The organism is Candidatus Thiodiazotropha sp. LNASS1 (genome assembly GCF_964212655.1).
Taxonomy (GTDB): Bacteria; Pseudomonadota; Gammaproteobacteria; order Chromatiales; family Chromatiaceae; genus Thiodiazotropha.
This window is the reverse complement of record NZ_OZ156465.1, coordinates 4540014-4562138: the sequence shown is the minus strand read 5'-3', so window position 1 is coordinate 4562138 and position 22125 is coordinate 4540014. Positions and strand designations below refer to the sequence as shown.

Sequence of the window (22125 nt, the reverse complement as noted above, 5' to 3'; positions counted from 1 at the left end):
CACTCAACCCACATTACATTTGGGATTGCCGCAGTGCCCATAGATGATCAGCGAGTGATCCACCATCTCGAAGCCATGTTTTTTGGCTATTTCGTGCTGTCTCTTCTCAATGGTAGGATCGATAAACTCCTCGACTTTGCCACAGACCACGCAGACCATGTGATCATGATGGCCGCCCCGCTCGAGCTCGAACACCGCATGGCCGCCCTCGAAATTGTGACGTGTGACCAAACCCGCGCTCTCGAATTGGGTCAAAACCCTATAGACAGTGGCCAGGCCGATCTCCTCTCCATTGTCCAGGAGTAGCTTATAGACATCTTCAGCACTGACATGTCGTTGATCGCAGTTTTCAAGCAGCTCCAGGATCTTGACCCTGGGGAGCGTGACTTTGAGACCGGCTTTACGTATATCCTGGTTATCCATCCAAGTTCTCCAGCCTAAAAAAAACAGGGCTGCTGATTCGCTGTGAATGCGTTAATATTATGGCTGCTTTCGGATTGTACTCGTAATGAAAAAGATTCTCATCATCATTTTCTCACTCCTGCCCATGCTCACTGGCTGCAGCTCCTGGGAGGACTTCTCTCTGGTCCACTCGCCGGACATCGAGCAAGGGAACATCGTCACGCCTGAGATGGTTGCCTTACTGGAGCCCGGCATGAGTAAACGCCAGGTGCGATACGCCCTCGGCACACCGATGTTGATCGATGTCTTCCATCAACAGCGCTGGGACTATCTGTTCACCGTCAAACGACGTAACGAACCGATGGAGATCAAGCATTACAGCCTCTACTTCGAGGGTGACCGACTGTCTCGTTTCGGTGGAGATATCGAGCCCGCCAGTGACAGCGATTCCAATCTGGAGAAAAAAGAGCTGCTTGTCAATGTACCCGATTACGATGGTGATCTGGGTATATTGGAAAGACTCTGGTACTCGCTGGGACTCGGCGAAGATGAGTAGATCAGACCCTGGGGATCGCCAAATCCGATAGGGCTCGGGCTCGAAAAAACATGATTGCCGTTATACGTTTATCATTGGTGATCGGTGTTCACTAACAGCCAGTCACATTACCGAGGCTCTACTTTTTCTCCCCACCACCTTTGCGCATCACCTTGCCTTCCGCCGCGCGTTTCTTGCGGGCCTCCTTCGGGTCGGCGATCAATGGACGGTAGATCTCCACCCGATCACCTTCACTCAGAACCGTATCGAGTTTTGCTGCCTTGCCGAAGATCCCAATCTTATTTGCTTTGAGATCGATCTCTGGAAACATCTGCAGGATACCGGAGGCTTCAATGGCCTGTTCAGCCGTTAATGGCTCTGCCGATTCGATCGATAATATCGCCTGTTCTTCAAGCCTGCCGAATGCAACTTCAAATATCATTTCACACCATTTCCGTAGACCTCATCGGCCCGTTTACAGAAAGCATCTACCAGGGAATTGGCAACCTGACTGAAAACACGGCCGAATGCGGCATCGATCAACTTTCCGGCAAACTCAAATTCCAGCAACAGCTCCACTTTACAGGCCCCGGGCTGGAGCTCGGTAAACTGCCAACCGCCATGCAGCTTGCGAAACGGGCCTTCCAACAGCTCAATATCCATCTTTTCGTTTTCCACCAGATAATTACAGGTGGCAAAACGCTGTCGTATCCCAACCCGCGAGACCTCGAGTTCACCACACAGCTTTTCCGCCGAACGGGAGATCAACCGGCTGTCGCTGCACCAGGGAAGGAAATCCGGGTATGCCTCGAAGTCACAGACCAAATCATACATCTGTTGTGCGGAGTGCAGCACCAACGCGCTCTTACTGACAACCGGCACCTTCAGAGTATTCCTATGGCGTTGAGAAAGACCACGATCACCGCCAGGGGTGAAACGTATCGAATAAGCGTCCACCAGACACTATAACCGGCAGGCCGCATGGCGAACTCATCCCGGCTGGATTCCTTTTTCATCAGCCAACCACTGAATATCGCTATCAGCAAACCGCCCAGAGGCAACATGATATTGGCCGTCAGGTAGTCGAGCAGATCAAAGAAGGTCTTATCGAAAAATTTAACATCTGACCAGATATTGAATGAGAATACCGTTCCAAGGCCCAGAACCCATGTCACCAAACCCAGCCACACGGCTGCCCTGATCCGGGTCATATTGCGGTTCTCGACCAGCCAGGCGACGGCAGGCTCAATCAGCGAGATTGCCGAACTCCAGGCCGCAAACACAAGCAGCACAAAGAAGAGCGTGCCAAAAAACTGTCCACCGGGCATGGCGCCAAATGCGATAGGCAGGGTCTGGAAGATCAAGCCCGGACCGGCCCCCGGCTCCAGACCGTTGGCAAATACGATGGGGAATATGGCCATTCCGGCCACCAATGCCACCAGGGTGTCGAGTAGGCCAATCAAGATAGCCGAACCGGCAATCGAGGCCTTTTTCGGCATATATGAGCCATAAACCATGATGGCCCCCATACCCAGACTGAGGGTGAAAAAGGCATGCCCCATGGCGACCAATATGGGACTGCCGCTCACCTCACACTGCTCCACACCATCCACAACCTGGCAGCTGTATAGCAATTTATAGAAATCGGGGGTGAAAAGAAAATCGAGGCCTTGGGTGAAAAAGCCGGTATTCATGGCATAACCGACCAACACAACCAGCAAGATAAAGAGTGCAGGCATCAGATAGGTCACGGCCTTTTCCAGACCCGCCTTGACCCCTTTGGCCACAACGAACATGGTCATCAGCATAAACAGCGTGTGCCAGGCCATGAGCCGCTCGGGATCCCCCACCAAACCGTTGAACAGGCTCTGAACGCCACTTGCATCCACCCCTTCGAATCCCCCTGAGGCCGCCCTGACGACATAAGCGAGTGCCCACCCGGCTATCACGCTGTAGTATGACAGGATCAAAAAACCGGCCAGCACACCGCTCCATCCGACCAGAGACCACTCCCTGCTGGCACCCTCTTCCGCACTGAGGGTGGTCATGGTGTTGATCGGGCTCTGCCTGCCCCGTCGACCCAGCATGACTTCCGCCATCATGATCGGAATGCCCACCACAGCGATACAGAGCAGGTAGATGATGACAAATGCGCCACCACCGTTTTCACCTGTTATATAAGGGAACTTCCAGACATTACCCAGCCCAACGGCCGAACCGGTTGCAGCAAGAATAAAGATCAGTCTCGAGGACCATTGACCGTGGATGGATTGTCTTTCAGCCATGAAACCCGCCTTGTCTATTGCATATAACGCACAATCAATACCATGCTATACGCATGAAAGTGAACCATTTTCCGTAAAATACCATCGTTTAACAAGCCACCTCTGGTGAGAACCTCCCGTCACGATTAAAATGACCGCATGGCTAAAAAAGCGAAAAAGAAAAATTCCGGTGGCGCCACAATCGCGCTGAACAAAAAAGCCAAGCATGACTTTTTCATCGAAGAGCGCTATGAGGCGGGTATCGCCCTGCAGGGATGGGAGGTAAAAAGCCTGCGCGAGGGTCGGGTACAGATCAAGGAGAGCTATATCACCATCAAAGAGGGTGAGGCCTTCCTGTTTGGCGCCCATATCGTCCCACTGAGTACTGCATCCACCCATATCCACCCGGACCCGACCCGTACCAGGAAACTGCTGCTCCACCGCAGTGAGTTGAACAAGCTCATCGGTCTGGTCGAGCGTAAAGGCTACACCCTGGTACCCACAGCCATGTATTGGAAAAAGGGCTTGGCAAAGCTGGAGATCGGTCTCGCCAAGGGCAAGAAAATGCACGATAAGCGCACCACTGAAAAAGATCGTGACTGGAAACGGGAAAAGGAGCGCCTGTTCAAGAAAGGTTAGGCTTCTGTCTTCAAGGTATACAAGGAACTAACCACTCACTTATAATGTCTATTCACTTACCGTATGGGGGCGACGTAGGCTTCGACGGGGGTTGCAAAACCTATAGTGCATGCCGAGGCGCAGAGTACCTCGTAAATCCAACTGCAAACTTATAGTTGCCAACGACGACAACTACGCACTCGCTGCTTAATACCCAGTAGGGTGCCGTCTGACTGGAGCCGTGCCTATGCGTCCAGCATTTCAGGCGTCATATCTCATAGGATCGCATTGAAGCTCGTCCGGGGCGGAGATGTTAAAACCTTACCGGGATCGCTTGTCACATACCCTGCCCATCGGGTAGTGACCGGTTAAATACAATAGACAGGGCTAAGCATGTAGAACTCTGGGCAGAGGACTCGCGGACGGCGGTTCAAATCCGCCCGCCTCCACCAAATCACTATCTAAATATAATCGATAACGTCCATATACCCGTGCAATACGGGTTTTTTTGTATCTATATTTTGTGCTACACAATCCATTGAGACTGCCCCAAATATTACACATTACAGTGTAGTTTCAGTGTCACCTCAGCAAATGTCAGCGGCATTATTAGGGTAAGACACTCGTGCTCACAGGATGGGTGTGATTATCTGTAAGGGCAAATCGGATAATAAACCTGAATGCCGTCACATATATCGACATACAGCTCTCTATGCGGATGACTCGCCGACAGTGGCTCGATTAAACCGTCAGCGATTTCAGAATGGCAACAGCCTGTTTGCAATTATCCAGTAGTCACTTGTCGGGTTGCCCATGTGGTTCGCAGAAAATGATGAGTCCCATCGAACGATACTTCTTTAATTGTTCGGATGTACACATCACATATACAGGAAGATCATGATCGGCAATAAACTGGAACTGAGAACGCCGGATGAGGCTGAGATCATCTATTACGAGGCCTTTATGCGTTGTGATCAGCAATTGATGGCGGCACTGTGGGCCGATGGGGATGTGGTCTGCATCCATCCCGGCGCCGGCGCAATTGTCGGCCATGAAAAGGTAGTGCGTAGCTGGTCGAATATCTTTAGTGGTGCGCAGCGTCCAGATATAAGATACCAAGTGGTTAAAACTGCACTCTCGGGTGACCTGGCGGTACACCTTGTGACCGAGGAGATTTCAACCGGCGATGAGGCATATGCATTGATATTGGCCACCAATGTCTATCAAAAGTTCGAGGGTGGCTGGTTGATGGTCCAGCATCATGCTTCAATGGTCCAGGCTGGACGATCTCAACATACCCTTCAATAATCCATCAATCCAGGGTATCCAAGGATCCATGCCGGACTTCCTTGTACGGTTGGTATAAACAACCGCATTGTAGTTTCGTGAACGATGAGGCGGAATGACTGGAATACCCGTGACCCATCAATCGGATATTCCGCCAACTGCCGCACAAATTCCGAATACCACACTTGCCCGCTTGGTCAGACTCTAACCTACCATTCAATCCATCGCAATCAGCACGATAACAGGGCGTTCGGCAATCATGCCATCATGCGTATAAAAAGTTAGTGATGGCTGATCAGTACATTCTCCAGTTTGTTCACATCCAGAAAACGCTGATACATACGAATCATTTCCCTGTCGTGTTCGTTGATTGGCGGCGTGTGCTCAGAGATCCTTTTTTCATAATAGTCACGTCGATCATCAGACGAGATAGCGAAGAGTTTCACGTAGTTCATATTCGCCTCCAGGTAGTCTTTTCACGTACATTAGGCGGGATTGAAACTACTAAACAAATCTTAAGATTTGCTGAAGGTCGAATATCAATTTTGGGGCAAAAAAGTAATTTTGTGATTAATTTCACACACTACCGCACACCTCACCCTGACTAAAGCTAACGGGTAGCGTGCAGTGTCATAAACAAGCCGATTATCACTTCCCTTTTACAGGTGAATGGCCGCTTTTTTTTTCAGAAAAGCGGTCTTCGCAGTATATGGGCAGATCGGGATATAAGTAATTTATGATGAGGCAATATCCTAAATGTGCAATGATCACAGACCATGAGCGATTGCTTCAGCAGTTGTCCCTGCCATACTCATCCGAAAATCTGACGATATCGTCCTCGCCCAGATAACTGCCGGTCTGCACCTCGACGATCTCAAGCGGGATCAAACCGGGATTGGTCAATCGATGCTTGGTGCCTAACGGGATATAAACCGACTGATCCTCTGTCAGTAAGATTTCCTTCTCCCCTTTAGTGATTTGCGCCGTTCCCTTGACGACCACCCAATGCTCTGCCCGATGATGGTGTTGCTGCAGTGAGAGACTGGCGCCTGGATTGACGACAATGCGTTTGACCTTGAATCGATCGCACTCATCCACCGTCTCGTAGTTTCCCCACGGCCGGTAGACCCTGACATGACTGATGTACTCGCATCTGCCCGAAGCCTTCAACTCCTCCACAATCCCTTTTACATCCTGGACATGAGATTTATCCGCCACCAGGACCGCATCAGCGGTTTCAACGACGATCACATTATCAAGACCAATGCCAGCGATCATCCGGTTCTCGCTGCGTAGATAGCTGTTGCTGACCCCTTTTATCAGCACATCGCCCTGGAGCACATTACCATTGTTTCCCTCCTCCACCGAGACATCCGCCAAAGCCGACCAGGACCCTACATCGCTCCAACCGGCATCCATGGGAACGACTACGGATTTCGCCGTCTTCTCCATCACCGCGTAATCAATCGATTCCGCGGGACAGGCGTTAAAGGCCTCCTTGTCGAGACGTAGAAAGTCCAAGTCGGTTTTTATCAGCTCGCATGCCCGGGTGGTAGCCTGCAGGATATCAGGGTGGAACTGTTCAAGCTCCTGCAGATAGGCATCGGCCCGGAACACGAACATACCGCTGTTCCAATAGAAATCACCCGAGGCCAGATAGCCTTTCGCCGTTTCCAGATCAGGTTTCTCAACAAACTCGGCAACCGGGAAGGCCCCGGAAGATAAGGATGTATCCTGCTTGCGGATATAGCCGTAACCGGTTTCAGGTTTATCGGGCACAATGCCGAATGTCACCAGGCTACCGTCATCCACACTCTCTAAGCCTTGCGACATCGCCGCCACGAATTGCCTATTATCTCGAATCACATGGTCGGAAGGCGTTACCACCAACACTGCATCCTTGTCCTTTGATAAGGCATAAAGTGCGGCACAGGCGATAGCAGGTGCAGTATTTCTACCGATCGGTTCCAGCATAATACCAAGCGATGTTATATCGAGTTGACGCATCTGTTCCGCAACCATAAACCGATGTTCCTCATTGCAGACAATTAGCGCATCCCCTGCACCAGATATTCCTGACATACGCTCCAACGTCTGCTGAAAGAGGGATTTTTCATCGTTGAGCGGAATAAACTGTTTAGGATAGGCGCTTCTTGAGAGGGGCCACAGCCGGGTTCCCGATCCACCTGATAAAATGACAGGGATAATCATCGTGTTCTCCAACCTTCGAGAAGGTTTATGCAGATTTTATTCATTTCTTGTGCTCGCGCCTCACTGACAGATTCAGTATAACAACGCATTTCAGGCGCGTTCCCTGATGGCCGTATGTGCACGATATCACCATCGAAAAAGGTAATACGCACACCATCGGTATGGTCTATTGTTGAAACGCTGCCGAATGTGTTCTTGAACTCACTCTCAACAGTCTGTATATCGGCAGCGGGCTCACCTGTTTGAAAACGTGCCAACATACGCTGGCTGAGCTCAGTGGGAAATGCCTTTAACCGATCACTGTAGGTATAACGTGGCGGCAGTTGCCGGACTAGTTCCGATATCCTCAAACCTTGTCGTTTCGCATGCAGCAGTATGGTCAGGATAACAATCATGGCATCGCGGGTAGGCAACGGAGCAAGTTCACCACCATCAAGCAGCAGACTGTCGGCAGTGAGAAATCCGCCATTGGCCTCATAGCCAACCACCGCATTCCTGCCTTGCCGCAACAGGGACTGCATCGCCTCGATGACAAAAGGCGAGCCTATTCGGGTACGTTTTACACCGGCGAATTTATCCGATAACTCAAGCGCACTGTTACTGCTGACAGGGGTCACGACCCAGGTGGCTTTCAGATAGTCGGCACAGAGAATACCGGCAACGTCCCCACGCAGCCATTGACCATGTTCATCGCTTATCAGGGGACGATCACCATCACCATCGGTGGAAACGATGGTATCGAGGGCATGTTCCTTGGACCATCGTCTGGCCAGCGCCACATCCTCGGATCTGATGGCTTCCGTGTCGACCGGTACAAAAGCATCCGAGAACCCTAAACGGACAACCCTTGCCCCCAACCCCTCAAGGATCCGCACCAAAAGGGAACGGGCCACGCCGGAATGTTCATACACACCCACATACAGACCCGAAAGCGCATCATGCCCGAGGCAGTTCAGATACCGTTGGACATAGAACTCACTGGCCGAATCATCCACCTCAGGTAGCCGCGGTGATTGTACAAACCGATCCCCATCAAACAGGGATTCATCAAGCACGATCAGCTGTTGCCGAATCCCCGCTTCATCCTGTTTCAGAATCTCGCCATCCGGTCTGTTGAATTTGATACCGTTACGGTCATCAGGGATATGGCTACCAGTCACCATGATGGTCGCTATGCCCTGATGCAGACCATACAACGCAATCGCCGGTGAAGGGATGAAACCGCAATTGACCGGTTTGTATCCGCACTCAATGGCCGCCTTGCACACCGCCGCCATGATTCTTGGTGTGCTTGAACGAAGATCACCTGCAAAAGCCACGGAATCACCGGTTGAGATCATGCCCTCGGCATTCAGGTAGTTGAGAAAGGCGCAGGTGTAAGCAAAACAGATCCGATCCGTCATTGCATCCACCAGACCGCGGGCGCCGCTGGTACCAAACTTCACACCCGATTGTTCCATCAGCGTGGCGATAGAGAGGTTCTTATTATTCATATCTATCGATAGTTACTCAGTCTGATTGAAAAATTGAGACCATGAGTAAGCAATTTTAGGCGATTTTCAGGGATATGGGGCAGGCCATAGATCGATATAGACAATCTGCAGCATATCACAGCCTGCAGTGGATGCTATTTCTTGTTGTAGTATTTTTTAAAAAGAAGTTTTGCGGACTCACGATTGAAGCTGGTGATCCTGTGATCGTTGACATCGGCAGCTGAATGTTGATGTTCCGATGCAACAGATGGCTGTTGATTGAATGGATGCGCGCCTTTAGCCGCAGGCTTCTCGTCAGGCTGTTCTACGGCAGCATGCTTATCCTTCAGCACATTGGCGATCAGGGCACTATCCAACAGCAGTTTCTGATCGGCAAACCCATACACAAGCGAGGTATCGCAAAGGGTATTGACGATACGCGGGATGCCATCACTGGCCTGATAGATAAGCTTTATCGCATTGCGGGTGAACAGCGGCCTGTTACGCCCGGCAAACTTGAGACGCTGAAAGATATAGTATCGCGTCTCATCTTCATTCAGCCCTTGAAGATGGTAATCCACCGAAATACGCTGCTGAAACTGGAGCAGATCCCTGTGCTTGAGTAGTGACCGAAGCTGCGGTTGCCCCACCAGGATTATCTGTAGCACCTGGTGCTTGTCCGCATTGATATTGGATAGCAGTCGCAGCTCCTCCAGCACATCAGGTTGAAGATTCTGCGCCTCGTCTATGATCAGTACAGTTCTTTTATTGCTGGCATACTGGTCGATGAGAAACTGGGTGAAGAGATCGTACAGGCCGACTTTTTGTGTTTCCCTGTAATCGAGATTAAAGGCATAAAGCAACCATTGCAGCAACTCCCCCATGTCGTGATGACTGCTGCTGACGAGTCCAACGGTAATATCTTCATCAAGCTGATTGAGCAAGTGACGAATCAGGGTAGTCTTGCCACTGCCGACCTCGCCTGTAACCACGGTAAAGCCCGCCTGACTGACCAGGCCATACTCCAATGCGGTATAAGCGGCGCTGTGCTTTTTCCCTAATACCAAAAATTCGGGATCCGGGAGCAGGCTGAATGGCTTTTCGGTTAATCCATAAAACTTTTCATACATCCGTTCTACAATCCCTGGGTTTACATTTTTCCATCAATGGGTAGTCCGTCTATTGTCTCATGCCATCATAAGATCAAGCAATGCCTTGTCCGGCACCAAAAAACCAGAGTAAAGCTTTGATTTTAAGGCGCATTCAACCATTCAACAAGCAACCTGGGGAAATAATGCATGAGCCTACCACCAACCCCAAAATCAAGCCTGACTACCCCGCCTGGCCTTGACCTCGTTGACCAGTCAGGTTAATCGATCAGCCATGCACTGTTGTAACGAATCCTGCCAATCGGGCAGCTGCAGACCAAACGCCTGATTCAGTTTGCTGTTATCGAGCACAGAATAGGCAGGACGTTTCGCGGGTGTCGGATAGTTCTCCGTCGAGGTCGGCTGCACGTTGCACGAGACATCCATCAATTCCAATATGCTCTGTGCAAAACCAAACCAACTGGTTTCACCTGCCGCGGTCATGTGATAGAGACCCAGTTGCGGGGCTGCCCCTTCAGCAGACATTCGCAGTTGATGCACGATCTGCGCGGTGGCTTCCGCAATCATCCGGCTCCAGGTTGGCGCGCCGATCTGATCATCCACCACTGAAAGCTGCCCCTTTTCCCTGAACAGGCGCATCATGGTCAGCATGAAATTATGTCCATAATTGCCGTATACCCAGCTGGTACGCAACACCAGGGCATCGGCACCTGTCGCCAGAAGTCGTTGCTCACCCTCCAACTTGGTCTGGCCATAGACACTGAGTGGCGATGCCGCATCCTCTTCCCTGTATGGTCTGTCGCTGGTACCGGAAAAGACAAAATCGGTCGAGTAGTGGATTACTTTGGCGCCCAGTTCCACGGCCAGTTGGCCAAGCAATTCAGGCGCATCTGCATTCAATCGGCGGGAGAGATCGACTTCGGTTTCAGCCTTGTCCACCGCCGTATGGGCCGCTGCGTTGATAATGTAATCGGGAGCAATCTGCCTAACAGTTTCCCTAACGGCCTTTGCATCCAGCAGATCCAACGGCAAACCACCCTGTCCGGAAAGGGTTGTATTGACAACCTCGCTTATCACACCCAGCGTGCGCTGCAGCTCCCAGCCTACCTGACCATCGCTACCTAGAAGAAGTACCTTCGGTTTATTGTCAATCATGCTGTTGATTGCCTGTCAAGTTGATAGGGCGGCAGCTGCTCCTTGGAGATCTCACTCAATAAAGGGGCATTACGGTCCTTTTCGGCCAGCACCGGGCTTAACGTCTCTGGCCACTCGATACCGATCTGCGGGTCATCCCAACGTATGGAAAACTGTGTTTCCGGATGATAGTAATCAGTGCATTTATAGGTGAAGATCGCATCCTCACTCAACACCAGATAGCCATGTGCAAATCCAACAGGTACGTAGAGCTGATGGTGATTTGTTTCAGACAGGTGTACGCCGACCCATTGACCAAACCAGGGCGACCCCTGACGCACATCCACAGCGACATCGAACACTTCGCCACGGATAACCTGCACCAGCTTGCCCTGGCCATAGGGATTCTGGATATGCAGGCCGCGTAATACGCCCTTTTGGGAATAGGCCTGATTATCCTGCACAAAATCCCTGGGTACACCCAGTTGTTGATAACGTTCAGCCTGCCAGCTCTCCATAAACCATCCCCGTTGATCGCCAAAACGCTGGGGGTTCAGCAGCACCACTTCCGGGATCTTTGTCGGTGTCACATCCATAGTTACATCTTTCTCTCACACAAACTGAGCAGATATTGCCCATAACCATTCTTACTCAGTGCATCACCCATACGCTTTAGCGCCGCGATGTCGATCCAATCCTGACTGAATGCAATCTCTTCCGGACAGGCTATCTTCAAACCCTGCCTTAACTCAATGGTCTCGATAAAATTACTGGCTTGAATGAGACTTTCATGGGTCCCGGTATCGAGCCAAGCGATACCCCGTCCCATCTTCTCCAACTGCAGCGAACCCTGATCAAGATAGAGCTTGTTGAGGTCTGTGATCTCCAATTCACCTCGCGTGGACGGTTTCAGTGAGGCCGCCAGTTCGGTGACCTGCTCATCATAGAAATAGAGTCCTGTAACCGCATAATTGGATTTAGGATCAGCCGGTTTCTCCTCGATGCCTATTACCTGGCCATCCTGATCAAACTCAAACACGCCATAGCGTTCCGGATCCTTGACCCAATAACCAAAAACCGTGGCCCCAGTGGTCATTGAAGCAGCACGTTTCAGTGATTCCACCAAGCCTTGTCCATAGTAAATGTTGTCGCCAAGAATCAAACAACAAGGCTCGCCGGCGATGAAAGCCCTTCCAATGATAAAGGCCTGGGCCAATCCTCCGGGCTCCGGTTGTACCGCATACTGGATGGTTATCCCCCACTGACTTCCATCACCCAGCAGCCCCTTGAACAAGGTGGCATCCTGCGGTGTGGTAATGATAAGAATCTCTCTGATTCCCGCCAACATCAATGTGGTTAGCGGATAGTAGATCATCGGCTTGTCATACACAGGCAACAGCTGTTTCGAGATCGTCAGGGTGAGTGGATGAAGACGGGTTCCCGAACCACCGGCCAGAATAATACCCTTTTTTACCTGTTTATCCGACATTATCCCTGCCCCAAGCGCTCACCGCGGTAACTGCCATCCATCACCCTTTGACACCAAGTCTCATTGTTAAGATACCAGGAGACTGTCTTTTTCAGACCTGTGGCAAAGGTCTCATCCGGTATCCATCCCAGCTCATGATGCAGCTTTGTAGCATCGATGGCATAGCGCTGGTCATGTCCCGGTCGGTCTTTGACAAATTTTTTCAATTGAGTGTGGGGCCTGAAGAGTGAATCGGGCACCAGTTCGTCCAGCAGAGCACAAAGCATATCGATAACTTCGAGATTGCTCATCTCGTTGTTGCCCCCCACATTGTAGACCTCACCCGGTCTGCCCGCCTCGAGTACCCGCCAGATCGCCCTACAGTGATCCTCCACATAGAGCCAATCCCGCACATTGCTACCATCTCCATAGATGGGCAGATCCTCCCCCGCCAGCGCTTTTTGGATAAAAAGCGGGATCAACTTTTCAGGGAATTGATAGGGACCGTAGTTGTTGGAACAGTTGGTGGTGAGCACCGGTAAGCCATAGGTGTGGTACCACGCGCGAACCAGATGATCCGAAGCGGCCTTGGAAGCCGAGTAGGGGGAATTCGGCGCATAGGGAGTGGTTTCTGTAAATTTCCCCTCGTCACCCAGGGAGCCGTACACTTCATCAGTGGAAACATGCAGGAAACGAAACGCATCTGCCACGTCTGGCGACAAATCCGCCCAATAGGCACGTGCGCATTCCAGCAGATTAAAGGTACCGCCAATATTGGTGTCGATGAATTCGGAGGGGCCGTCTATGGAGCGGTCCACATGACTTTCGGCAGCGAAGTTTACAATTGCATTGGGTTTGAAACGCTCGAACAGGCCTGCGACCAATTCCCTATCCTGAATCTGTCCCTGGATGAAGTGGTGCCGTGGATCTTCCATGATTGTCTGGAGCGTATCCAGGTTTCCCGCGTAGGTCAGTGCATCGAGATTCACCACCTGTACACCCTGCCTGGTCAACAGATGATGAACGAAATTACCGCCAATGAAACCGGCCCCACCGGTCACAATTATCGTCTGCATTCTATATTTGCCAATAAATACAATAGGTTAAATAAAAATCCGGGGGAGTATCAAAGCGGCATTATACAGAGTGCGGGTATTCCTAACATAATGTTTTTTTTGATATTTATTATTGATTACCGGAATACTACCCGTAACAGGCACTATCGGGACAATTATTGGAGCTTATTCAACAACCTCTTCGCCTCCTCGATACCCTCAAAAGGTTTATCTGTAGCCAGCGCCGTATTGATATGACGCTTGGCGCTATCCATACGGCCTTGCCGATAATAGGCCACCCCGAGGTGATAATCGATATCCGGAACCCCCGAACCTTTTCTGGCCGCTCGTTGCAGGATCGGGAGAGCCTTGTCGATCTCACCCCGTTTGAGGTGCACCCAACCAAGGGTGTCCAGAATAATAGGATTCTCCGACAGCTCGAAGCCCTCAACCAACCGCAATGCCTTATCGAGCCCCCCCTGATCTAATTCATCATTGAGTAGCAGCATTGCAAGATTGTTGGAGGCCAACAGGTGCTTGGGGTGTTTATCCAGGATCTCTTGATAGATTTTTATAGCACTCTGCCTGCGGCCTATACGGGAATAGTTATTGGCCAGGTCGACACCTATTACCGGATCACCCGTCTTTTCGAAGCCCTCCTCCAACAAACCCAGAACACCCTCCTGGTCGCCTTTGAGAGTATTGAGATTGACCAGGTTCCGATAGGGAACCGACCACTCCGGACGCAGTATCAGGGCCTTTCTGAAGGCCTCCTCAGCAAGATCCCACTGTTTCTGTGAAAGGAGCACCTCGCCCTTGAGATTCAGGGCCGCGAAATGTTCGGGATTGGCCTCCACAACCTTCTCGATCCGCTGCAGGGCACCCTCCGGCTTCTTCAAAACAAACAAACCTTTCGCCAATCCAATCAGGGCCTCGATGGAGTTGGGCTGCAATTCAAGCACTTTTTCAAAATCCGCGATGCCCGAGGAAGCCATGTTGCGATTCAGTTGGGATAACCCCCTGTAGTAGTAGCCAACAGGGCTCCCCGGATGCTTCAAAATCAATAGCTCGGCTACATTAGTCACTTCATCCCAACGTTTGAGTTTTTCCTGGACCAGTGCCAAGGACTGCAATACCTTGATATCGCCAGGAGCGAAGCGACGCATCTTCTGCAGAATCCCAACGGCCCCATCGAAATCCCGGGTGTTGATCAACAACTGGACCAGTTCGAAATTGGCTGCAACTTCTTCAGGCCGGATCTTTATCGCATCCTCTAGACTCTGTTTTGCCAACGCCATCTCACCCTTCTTGAGGTGGGCACGGGCCTTCAGGCGATAAGCCTTGACATAACTGGGATCTTCCCGCAACAGGGTTCGCAGGTCCGCAATCCCCTTATCGGGATCGTCACTGACTAGTGCCAGACCAGCCCTGACAAAAAGTGCATCCTTGTATTTAGGATCGGCTTCCAGGACCTCTTCCAGCAAGGCCACGGCTTCATCCAGGGCTCGCTCCTTGATCATGACACTCGCCTTGATAGTTCTGGCAGCGAGTCCGTCCGCCGATCTATCGGCCAGCTCAATGACCTGGGAGAGGGTTTTATCGGCCTCGACCTTGCGTCCGCTGACCAGATAGTGCCTCGCCAGCTCGAGTTTCAGTTTGGTATGTTCAGGAGCCTCGGCGGCATACTGTTCCAGTACCGCCTCCGCTTGGTCCATCACTCCCTGACTTTTATAGAGTGCGATCAGCGCAAGTTTAGCGTCCAGACTTTCGGGCAGATCAGCAATCGCCTGTTGCAGCACCTGTACAGCCTGGTCATTATCACCCTGCTTTTGAAAATAAGTGACCAGATGCAAACGGTTTTCCAAATCTTCCGGCTTGGTCCTGATCAAGTCGGAGAGGACCCTGACGACTTCATCATGCTTATCTGCCTGCGCGTAGATACGGGCAAGCAAGAGGTAAGAGGCTGCCCGATCGGTATGCCGTGCCAGTGAATCCTTCGCAATACGGATCGCTCGCGCCAATTCGCCCTGATCCGCGTAGAGTGACGCCAGTAAAGAAGCCGCCTCGACATTCGCCGGATCAGTTTCGATAACGGCGAGGACATCATCGATAGCGGCATCCGTCTCTCCCATCTTCGCCTTGATAAAGCCCTTGAGCACCATCGCTGAAGGGTTATCCGGTTTAACGTTCATTGCGGCGTCGACTGCAGCGAGGGCCTTTTCATTTTCGCCGGCAAGAGCAAAAATAGTTCCAAGATGCACCTGAGCATCAACATGCATGGGATCGAGTTCTGTAGCCCTTAAATGGAGTGCATAGGCCTTGGTCCAATTCTCATCCTTCTCCTCGATTCGCCCAAACATGTAATAGGCATTGGCATCTTTGGGATCGATTTGCAGCACGTTCTTGAATTCAAGACGCGCCTTGGTGAAATTACCCTGATTAAACAGCGTCATACCACGATCATAATATTTCTGCTTCCGTTCATCCTTATTCGCACAGGCAGCGACAAGGAACAAAGATAAACCAACGAGAACCAATGAGATGTATCTTTTCCTTGGGAATAGATTTCGCAGATTCATTTTCATGTACACATTCCTAATTGTTTTACAACAATCCTGCTTACTCGTGTCATCCGCAGGCTAACCGAGTCGTTGCAACTAAATCTATTGCTTTATGAACTATTTGTGAAAGCCTTAACATAAGGTTTACATTTAGCACTCCATGTTCAATATCCAGTGTTCGGAGATCCTGATAGCCAGATATACACTAGTTTCCAGGCCCAACAAAATAGTTGGGCAACCAGTAATCAGTCAGGAATATATTGATCCAAAAGCGGTACGACCTTCCCGCTGAAATCCACCAGACGCTTGTCTCCATCGGCCCACTCCTCACCCACACCGATCGATGTGGTCAACCTGACCAGGGCACCGTCCGTTCTACGCTTGGTCAACCCATCGAAAAACAGATACCATTTCACCAGCCATTCATTGGTCATCACACGCCCGCGCTGCTGAAACCAGTAGTAGACCAGCTGCTTGAATTCGCCTCGCTTGATAACCAATCTGTTGGCCTGTAATGGCTGTCCATTCATCTCCAAACCGGGAATATCAACTTGGGTCACTTCCTCAATTTTCCAGCCGCCACCCGGTATGCAGGAGCGCGGACTGTGGGCTGCAGAACCCGCTTGCTGGGAGGCATAGTAAGCCACGTAGAAATTGACCCTTGACCCCACCGGATTGATATAGTCCCCGATCAGATAGTCATCCAGTTTCAACGAATCAAGGTAGATCTCCTCCAAACGCCGATCACTGCCCTTCCATTCACCCACCTGCAGGGGAAACTCGCTAAAGGCCTGGCGTTCAGGCTGAATCTCCTGCTGTGTCTGTATGTAGACTGAACTCAACCCAATCAGAACAACCGAAGCCAGGATACCGTAGTGTACGGCCGTCACCGGCCTGGTACGGTATTCAATACCTATTGGCAATGCCTTGGGAAACTCCAGTCCGAACACCGCTGAGAATCGACGCCTGGTGCCACCCACTCGGGCCAGTAGCGCCATCTCCAACAGCAGAATAAAAAAGCAGGCCATGAAGATGATCCAACCTTCAAAATAGTGCAGGAAGCCATCGGCCTGTTCCTGGCCCCAATTCTCGACCAGCACACCGATAACACCAATCCGGAAGCTATTCATAAGGATGGTGATTGGGATGCTTGAGAGAAAGACAACCACTCTCTTCCAGAACTCAACCCGATAGAGATAAGCCGCCAGAAAGGCCAGACTTACCAATGGAAAGAGATAACGCAGACCATTACAGGCTTCAACCACCTGGAGCTTGTAATCACCCAGATCAATAACGTTGCCTTCAAGAAAGACACTGATACCGAACCAGCGGATCACTTCCACCCCCAGTTCCGAGGAGATGAGCTGCAATTTTCCTGAAAGACTATTGTAGATAAACGTAGGAAGCGGAACGATAAAAAAAAGTAGAAAAAGGGGACCGGCAACCAACTTGAATGCCTGCCACCCCATTAGCGCATAGGCAAAACCCAATACTGAAAGTACCAAAGCATACTGGACCAAAGTAAAAGTAGTGGCGATCTCCCCTAAGAAGAAAAGAAAACCAGCGACCAGCAGTACAGCAACGCCAAACCAGGAGGGAGTGAACTCCACCTCGATCAAACGATCCCTGCGCTGCCAGATCAAATAGGCGGAGATAAAAGGAAGAAAATAGGCATAGCCATATTCCTCCATGCTACTCCAACGGCCGAGCATATCTGTAATGCCGTCCCAAAACCCGTAAGTCAGGAGCACTGTAGAAATACCAACCAATCCCCAGATCACCGGGGGACTGCTCCAGCCTGTAGGCGTTGTAGTTGTCGACATGCTAATCGCTGTTTTGTAATTCAGCGTATATATACCATCAATCCATGTGTCAAGCCGAATCTAATTCTTCCCTGTTTTATATTCGTAAATGCGCCCTGTTTTCCAGGAACCACTGATAGGTACGCTGAATCCCGTCCTTCAAGGATGTTTCAGCCTGCCAACCAAGAGAAGTGAGGCGACCAACATCCAATAGCTTTTGGGGTGTTCCATCCGGCTTACTTGTATCGAACTCCAAGCGCCCATGATATCCAACCACTTCACCAACCAATTCAGCAAGCTCTCCGATAGAAATATCATCCCCCACACCGATATTCACCCTATCGGTAAAACCGCTCTTGTTCATGACATAGACACAAGCATCGGCCATATCATCCACATAGAGAAACTCCCGACGTGGGGTACCCGTTCCCCAGACAACAACCTTTTCATCACCCCGTTCCTTCGCATCATGAAATTTGCGAATCAGGGCGGGCAAAACATGTGAATTTTGCAGATCGAAGTTATCATTGGGACCATAGAGATTGGTAGGCATGACTGAGATAAATTCTGTCCCATACTGGCGGTTATAGGCCTCGCACATCTTGATACCGGCGATCTTGGCAACAGCATAAGGCTCATTTGTCGGCTCCAACGACCCTGTCAGGAGATACTCTTCCTTCATGGGTTGTGGACAAAGCTTTGGATAGATGCAGGAGCTGCCAAGAAACATCAATCGTTTCACGTGATTGGCATAAGCTGCCGAGATGACATTGAGCTCTATCGCAAGATTATCAACAATAAAATCTACCGGGTAGGTATTATTTGCGTGTATGCCGCCTACTCTAGCTGCCGCAAGAAAAACATAGTCCGGTTTTTCGCTATTAAAGAATCCTTCAACTTGATCACGATTTATTAAGTCGAGCTCTCCATGAGTACGCAAAAGAAGGTTGGTAAATCCACTCTTTTTCAACCGCTCAACGATGGCCGCACCCACAAGCCCACGGTGACCGGCGACATAGATCTTTGTATCCGCTTCCATTCCTTAACCCCCTATCACTCGAAATAGCGGTAAGAGCGGAAACCGGCTTTTTCAATTGCAACATCCTTCTGAGCAAGGGCCAGATCTTCTCTGGCCATTTCAGAAACCAGTTCTGTGAAAGTAATCTCAGGTTCCCAGCCCAACTCACTCTTAGCCTTACTGGGATCACAAAGCAGTGTCTCCACCTCTGTTGGGCGGAAATAACGTGGATCAACTCGTACAATCACCACTCCAGGTTGCGGACCCTTATCGTTTGTGTTTGATTCAACAATCCCCTGTTCATCCAGCCCCTCTCCCTCCCAGCGCAACGAGATACCAAGTTCCTTAGCAGCAACGTCTACAAATTCGCGCACTGAGTGCTGTTCACCTGTACCGATAGCGAAATCATCAGGCTGCTCCTGCTGCAGCATTAACCACTGCATTTTCACATAGTCATGGGCATGACCCCAGTCTCTCAGTGCATTCATATTTCCCAGATAGAGGCATTCCTGCAAACCGAGACGGATACGCGCCATGGCACGGGTGATCTTGCGTGTTACAAATGTTTCTCCTCTTACCGGAGACTCATGATTGAACAGGATGCCGTTACAGGCATACATCCCGTAAGCCTCTCGATAGTTGACTGTAATCCAATAGGAATAGAGTTTTGCACAAGCATAAGGAGAACGAGGATAGAAGGGAGTGGTTTCCCGCTGCGGCGTCTCTTGTACCTCACCAAACAGTTCAGAAGTTGATGCCTGATAAAAACGAGTTTTTTTCTCAAGACCAAGAATTCGAATGGCTTCAAGTAGTCTTAGGGTGCCAATCGCATCTGCATTGGCGGTGTATTCCGGTGTTTCGAATGAGACAGCAACATGGCTCTGTGCAGCAAGATTATAGATCTCTTCCGGTTGTATCTCCTGTATGACACGAATGAGGTTTGTTGAATCAGTCAAGTCACCATAGTGCAGTATGAAATCCCTTTTTTCTGCATGTGGGTCTTGATACAGATGGTCTACTCGATCTGTATTGAATGAGGAGGCACGGCGCTTTAATCCATGTACTTCATAGCCTTTTTTTAGAAGGAGTTCAGCTAAATACGCGCCATCCTGTCCGGTTATTCCTGTTATAAATGCCTTTTTCATGCTTTTCCCAATCGAATACTTAAGAGTTGTTTAAAAAAATATATGATAAATCTAGGATTATGGATTGCATACCGCTTCCAAAGTCTATTAGGTTCTGAAAGCAATCGAAACAGCCACTCTAATCCTATATTTTGGATCCATCGTGGTGCTTCCATTTTTGTTCCACTCAAGAAATCAAATACTGCACCAACACCCACCATAACTGCATTTACTTTTCCCTTATGCTTGGCCATCCATATTTCCTGTTTAGGACAACCTAAACCTACAAGCAGGATTTGCACGTTTGCATCATTAATTATTTTCACGTACTGATTATCCTGTTGTTCACTCAATGCATGAAAAGGCGGTGATATTCCACAGCCAACTGTAATACTTTGATACTCTTTCTTTATGATAGATACTATTTTTGCTACCGCTTCTTCTGTTCCACCATATAATCCAATGACTAACCCTTTATTATTTGCATGTTCTAGAATTGAACGCGTTAGGTCCGCCCCCCTAATTTGCTGACTATATTTACTTCCAAGTAATCTCATGCCTACAGCCAATGGCATACCATCGGGCACAACCTGATCTGAACTATTTACAATATTTTGAAAAGATGATTTGTCAAATGCTTCCATGCACATATGGACATTAGATACACAGATATACTTGCTTTCTCTTCTATTCGCCCAATCAATAATCAAAGCGAGTGACTTGTCAATAGAAATTTCATCGACTCGCATTCCTAATATGTATTTGTGGTTAAATGATGGATTCACAAAGATATTGCCTTTAGATAATCAAGTTTAGTATTTACAGTCATTTTTTAGAATTGATGTATGATAAACAATCCTTTTAAGTATTTGTTTCACGTGCTTTCTGAACTACTCTCTTTATTATTTTTAATAACATTTGATAGTTAATACTGTCAGTATAATTTCTATCGTATACATCTTTTGCATTTATACCCATTTCTTCCATTTCCTTCGAATTATTAAGCGCCCAAGTAATTACTCGCGTTAGTTCATAAGATGATCCTGGTTTAAATAATAGTCCAGTTCTACGATGTTCTATTAATTCGGCAAGGGCTCCTATGTCACTCGCAATTACTGGAGCACCGCTTCCAAACGACTCTACAAGCGTTCTTGGCATGCTCTCGTAACATATACTAGGTAGAACTAAAAAAGGTGTTTTTTGCATTAACTCATAAACACTATCTTGGTTAATAGATCCAAACATCTTTACATTAGTGATATTCTCAAAAATATACCTTTCTGGACCATCACCTACAATATCAAACATTTGGTTAGGCAGCGATTTTATTGACTGCACTAGAGTAGCAATTCCTTTTTCTTCAGATAATCTGCCTACAAATAGTGGATTACCGCTCCTCTCATTCCTACTACTCTTATTTGTAAGCGAAACAAAATTCGGTTTGATACATATTTTATCCTCAGGCAAGCCTATTTCGACAAGTTTATTTTTACAGAAATTATTCAGTGCTATATATGCATTTACTTTTCTTTGATATGTACCAATTATCCTATGAAACTGCAGAATAGCAGCAGCAGACATACTAGCTAGCAGAGATTCTCGATAACATTTTCTTATGATGCCTCTCCAAGGTGACTTAGCAAGACAATCTTCACAGATTTTTTTATCTCTCAAGAACATCGCTTGTATACAAGAAAGTCGAAAATTGTGAATTGTTTGAACTATTGGAACGTTATACTTTGATGCTGCCCAATAAATAGATGGAGATATGAGTGGGAATGTATTATGTACATGCATAATATCAGGTCTTACTTTCGAAATTATTTCTTTAATTTCTAATGTACTTTTTCTTGACCAAATAGCATCTAGTAGCAATTTTATACTGCTTAATCTACCAATCTCACTATTATCTCTAGTATATAGTTCGATAATGTGTCCATTCTCTTGAAGTAATTTAATTTCAGCTTCAACTACAGAATCTTCACCGCCATATTGTTGATATTTGTTATGTACAATGAGTATTTTATATGACACTATATTTGCCTGTTCTTATAGATTTATTGAT

General features: G+C 49.0%; 21 protein-coding genes and 1 other RNA gene. 4 read left to right on the top strand and 18 right to left on the bottom strand.

What is annotated here, in order from left to right; genetic code table 11:
• Positions 1-3 precede the first annotated feature (3 nt).
• Positions 4-423, bottom strand: coding sequence for a ferric iron uptake transcriptional regulator (gene fur, locus AB8516_RS20360; protein WP_069121607.1), 420 nt, complete (start codon positions 421-423; stop codon positions 4-6).
• Between the two features lie 85 nt (positions 424-508).
• Between fur and AB8516_RS20355 the strand changes: the two genes are divergently transcribed.
• Positions 509-958, top strand: coding sequence for an outer membrane protein assembly factor BamE (locus tag AB8516_RS20355; RefSeq protein ID WP_369163008.1), 450 nt, complete (start codon positions 509-511; stop codon positions 956-958).
• Positions 959-1076: 118 nt separating this feature from the next.
• Here the strand turns inward: AB8516_RS20355 and AB8516_RS20350 are convergent, their stop codons facing one another.
• Genes AB8516_RS20350 through AB8516_RS20340 form a run of 3 tightly spaced genes read right to left on the bottom strand, consistent with a single transcriptional unit; the run spans position 1077 to position 3222 of the window.
• Positions 1077-1379 (bottom strand): RnfH family protein, encoded by a 303-nt coding sequence (locus tag AB8516_RS20350; protein WP_369163007.1) that lies wholly within the window; start codon positions 1377-1379, stop codon positions 1077-1079.
• Positions 1376-1819: a type II toxin-antitoxin system RatA family toxin gene (locus AB8516_RS20345; RefSeq protein WP_108290965.1), complete on the bottom strand. Its 444-nt coding sequence runs from the start codon at positions 1817-1819 to the stop codon at positions 1376-1378. The genes AB8516_RS20350 and AB8516_RS20345 overlap by 4 nt, the downstream gene beginning before the upstream one ends.
• A gap of 2 nt (positions 1820-1821) precedes the next feature.
• Entirely contained in the window at positions 1822-3222 is a 1401-nt protein-coding gene (locus AB8516_RS20340; protein WP_369163006.1) for a sodium-dependent transporter, read from the bottom strand.
• Positions 3223-3360: 138 nt separating this feature from the next.
• On the opposite strand from AB8516_RS20340, the gene smpB reads away from it, so the two are divergent.
• The 3 genes from smpB (at position 3361) to AB8516_RS20325 (ending at position 5127) form a co-directional block, all read left to right on the top strand.
• The gene (gene smpB, locus AB8516_RS20335) at positions 3361-3840 is read left to right on the top strand and encodes an SsrA-binding protein SmpB (protein ID WP_369163005.1); all 480 of its coding nucleotides are present in this window, start codon (positions 3361-3363) and stop codon (positions 3838-3840) included.
• Positions 3841-3905: 65 nt separating this feature from the next.
• Positions 3906-4271: a transfer-messenger RNA gene (gene ssrA, locus AB8516_RS20330) on the top strand.
• Positions 4272-4716: 445 nt separating this feature from the next.
• Positions 4717-5127, top strand: a complete 411-nt coding sequence (locus tag AB8516_RS20325) for a nuclear transport factor 2 family protein (RefSeq protein ID WP_369163004.1) — start codon at positions 4717-4719, stop codon at positions 5125-5127.
• A gap of 260 nt (positions 5128-5387) precedes the next feature.
• Here the strand turns inward: AB8516_RS20325 and AB8516_RS20320 are convergent, their stop codons facing one another.
• The 14 genes from AB8516_RS20320 to AB8516_RS20255 all read right to left on the bottom strand — a co-directional run bounded on the left by AB8516_RS20320 (position 5388) and on the right by AB8516_RS20255 (position 22094).
• Complete coding sequence (locus AB8516_RS20320) at positions 5388-5561, bottom strand: hypothetical protein (protein ID WP_369163003.1); 174 nt, start codon at positions 5559-5561, stop codon at positions 5388-5390.
• Between the two features lie 334 nt (positions 5562-5895).
• Positions 5896-7317 (bottom strand): mannose-1-phosphate guanylyltransferase/mannose-6-phosphate isomerase, encoded by a 1422-nt coding sequence (locus AB8516_RS20315; RefSeq protein ID WP_369163001.1) that lies wholly within the window; start codon positions 7315-7317, stop codon positions 5896-5898.
• Positions 7314-8810: a phosphomannomutase gene (locus AB8516_RS20310; RefSeq protein WP_369163000.1), complete on the bottom strand. Its 1497-nt coding sequence runs from the start codon at positions 8808-8810 to the stop codon at positions 7314-7316. The genes AB8516_RS20315 and AB8516_RS20310 overlap by 4 nt, the downstream gene beginning before the upstream one ends.
• Before the next feature lie 134 nt (positions 8811-8944).
• A complete protein-coding gene (locus AB8516_RS20305) occupies positions 8945-9919 on the bottom strand; it encodes an ExeA family protein (protein WP_369162999.1) in 975 nt (324 codons plus the stop codon).
• 234 nt (positions 9920-10153) lie between these two features.
• Positions 10154-11053: a dTDP-4-dehydrorhamnose reductase gene (rfbD, locus tag AB8516_RS20300; RefSeq protein ID WP_369162997.1), complete on the bottom strand. Its 900-nt coding sequence runs from the start codon at positions 11051-11053 to the stop codon at positions 10154-10156.
• A complete protein-coding gene (gene rfbC, locus AB8516_RS20295; RefSeq protein WP_369162995.1) occupies positions 11050-11628 on the bottom strand; it encodes a dTDP-4-dehydrorhamnose 3,5-epimerase in 579 nt (192 codons plus the stop codon). The genes rfbD and rfbC overlap by 4 nt, the downstream gene beginning before the upstream one ends.
• Before the next feature lie 2 nt (positions 11629-11630).
• Positions 11631-12521: a glucose-1-phosphate thymidylyltransferase RfbA gene (gene rfbA / locus AB8516_RS20290; protein WP_369162993.1), complete on the bottom strand. Its 891-nt coding sequence runs from the start codon at positions 12519-12521 to the stop codon at positions 11631-11633.
• Complete coding sequence (gene rfbB, locus AB8516_RS20285; protein ID WP_369162992.1) at positions 12521-13576, bottom strand: dTDP-glucose 4,6-dehydratase; 1056 nt, start codon at positions 13574-13576, stop codon at positions 12521-12523. The genes rfbA and rfbB overlap by 1 nt, the downstream gene beginning before the upstream one ends.
• A 155-nt stretch (positions 13577-13731) precedes the next feature.
• Positions 13732-16008 (bottom strand): tetratricopeptide repeat protein, encoded by a 2277-nt coding sequence (locus tag AB8516_RS20280; protein ID WP_369162991.1) that lies wholly within the window; start codon positions 16006-16008, stop codon positions 13732-13734.
• A gap of 353 nt (positions 16009-16361) precedes the next feature.
• Positions 16362-17939: a VPLPA-CTERM-specific exosortase XrtD gene (gene xrtD / locus AB8516_RS20275; protein ID WP_369162989.1), complete on the bottom strand. Its 1578-nt coding sequence runs from the start codon at positions 17937-17939 to the stop codon at positions 16362-16364.
• 76 nt (positions 17940-18015) lie between these two features.
• Positions 18016-18957 (bottom strand): GDP-L-fucose synthase family protein, encoded by a 942-nt coding sequence (locus tag AB8516_RS20270; RefSeq protein WP_369162987.1) that lies wholly within the window; start codon positions 18955-18957, stop codon positions 18016-18018.
• A 14-nt stretch (positions 18958-18971) separates the two neighbouring features.
• Positions 18972-20081 (bottom strand): GDP-mannose 4,6-dehydratase, encoded by a 1110-nt coding sequence (gene gmd / locus AB8516_RS20265; protein ID WP_369162986.1) that lies wholly within the window; start codon positions 20079-20081, stop codon positions 18972-18974.
• Positions 20078-20845: a WecB/TagA/CpsF family glycosyltransferase gene (locus AB8516_RS20260; protein WP_369162984.1), complete on the bottom strand. Its 768-nt coding sequence runs from the start codon at positions 20843-20845 to the stop codon at positions 20078-20080. The genes gmd and AB8516_RS20260 overlap by 4 nt, the downstream gene beginning before the upstream one ends.
• A gap of 76 nt (positions 20846-20921) precedes the next feature.
• The gene (locus tag AB8516_RS20255) at positions 20922-22094 is read right to left on the bottom strand and encodes a glycosyltransferase family 4 protein (RefSeq protein ID WP_369162982.1); all 1173 of its coding nucleotides are present in this window, start codon (positions 22092-22094) and stop codon (positions 20922-20924) included.
• Between the last annotated feature and the right edge of the window lie 31 nt (positions 22095-22125).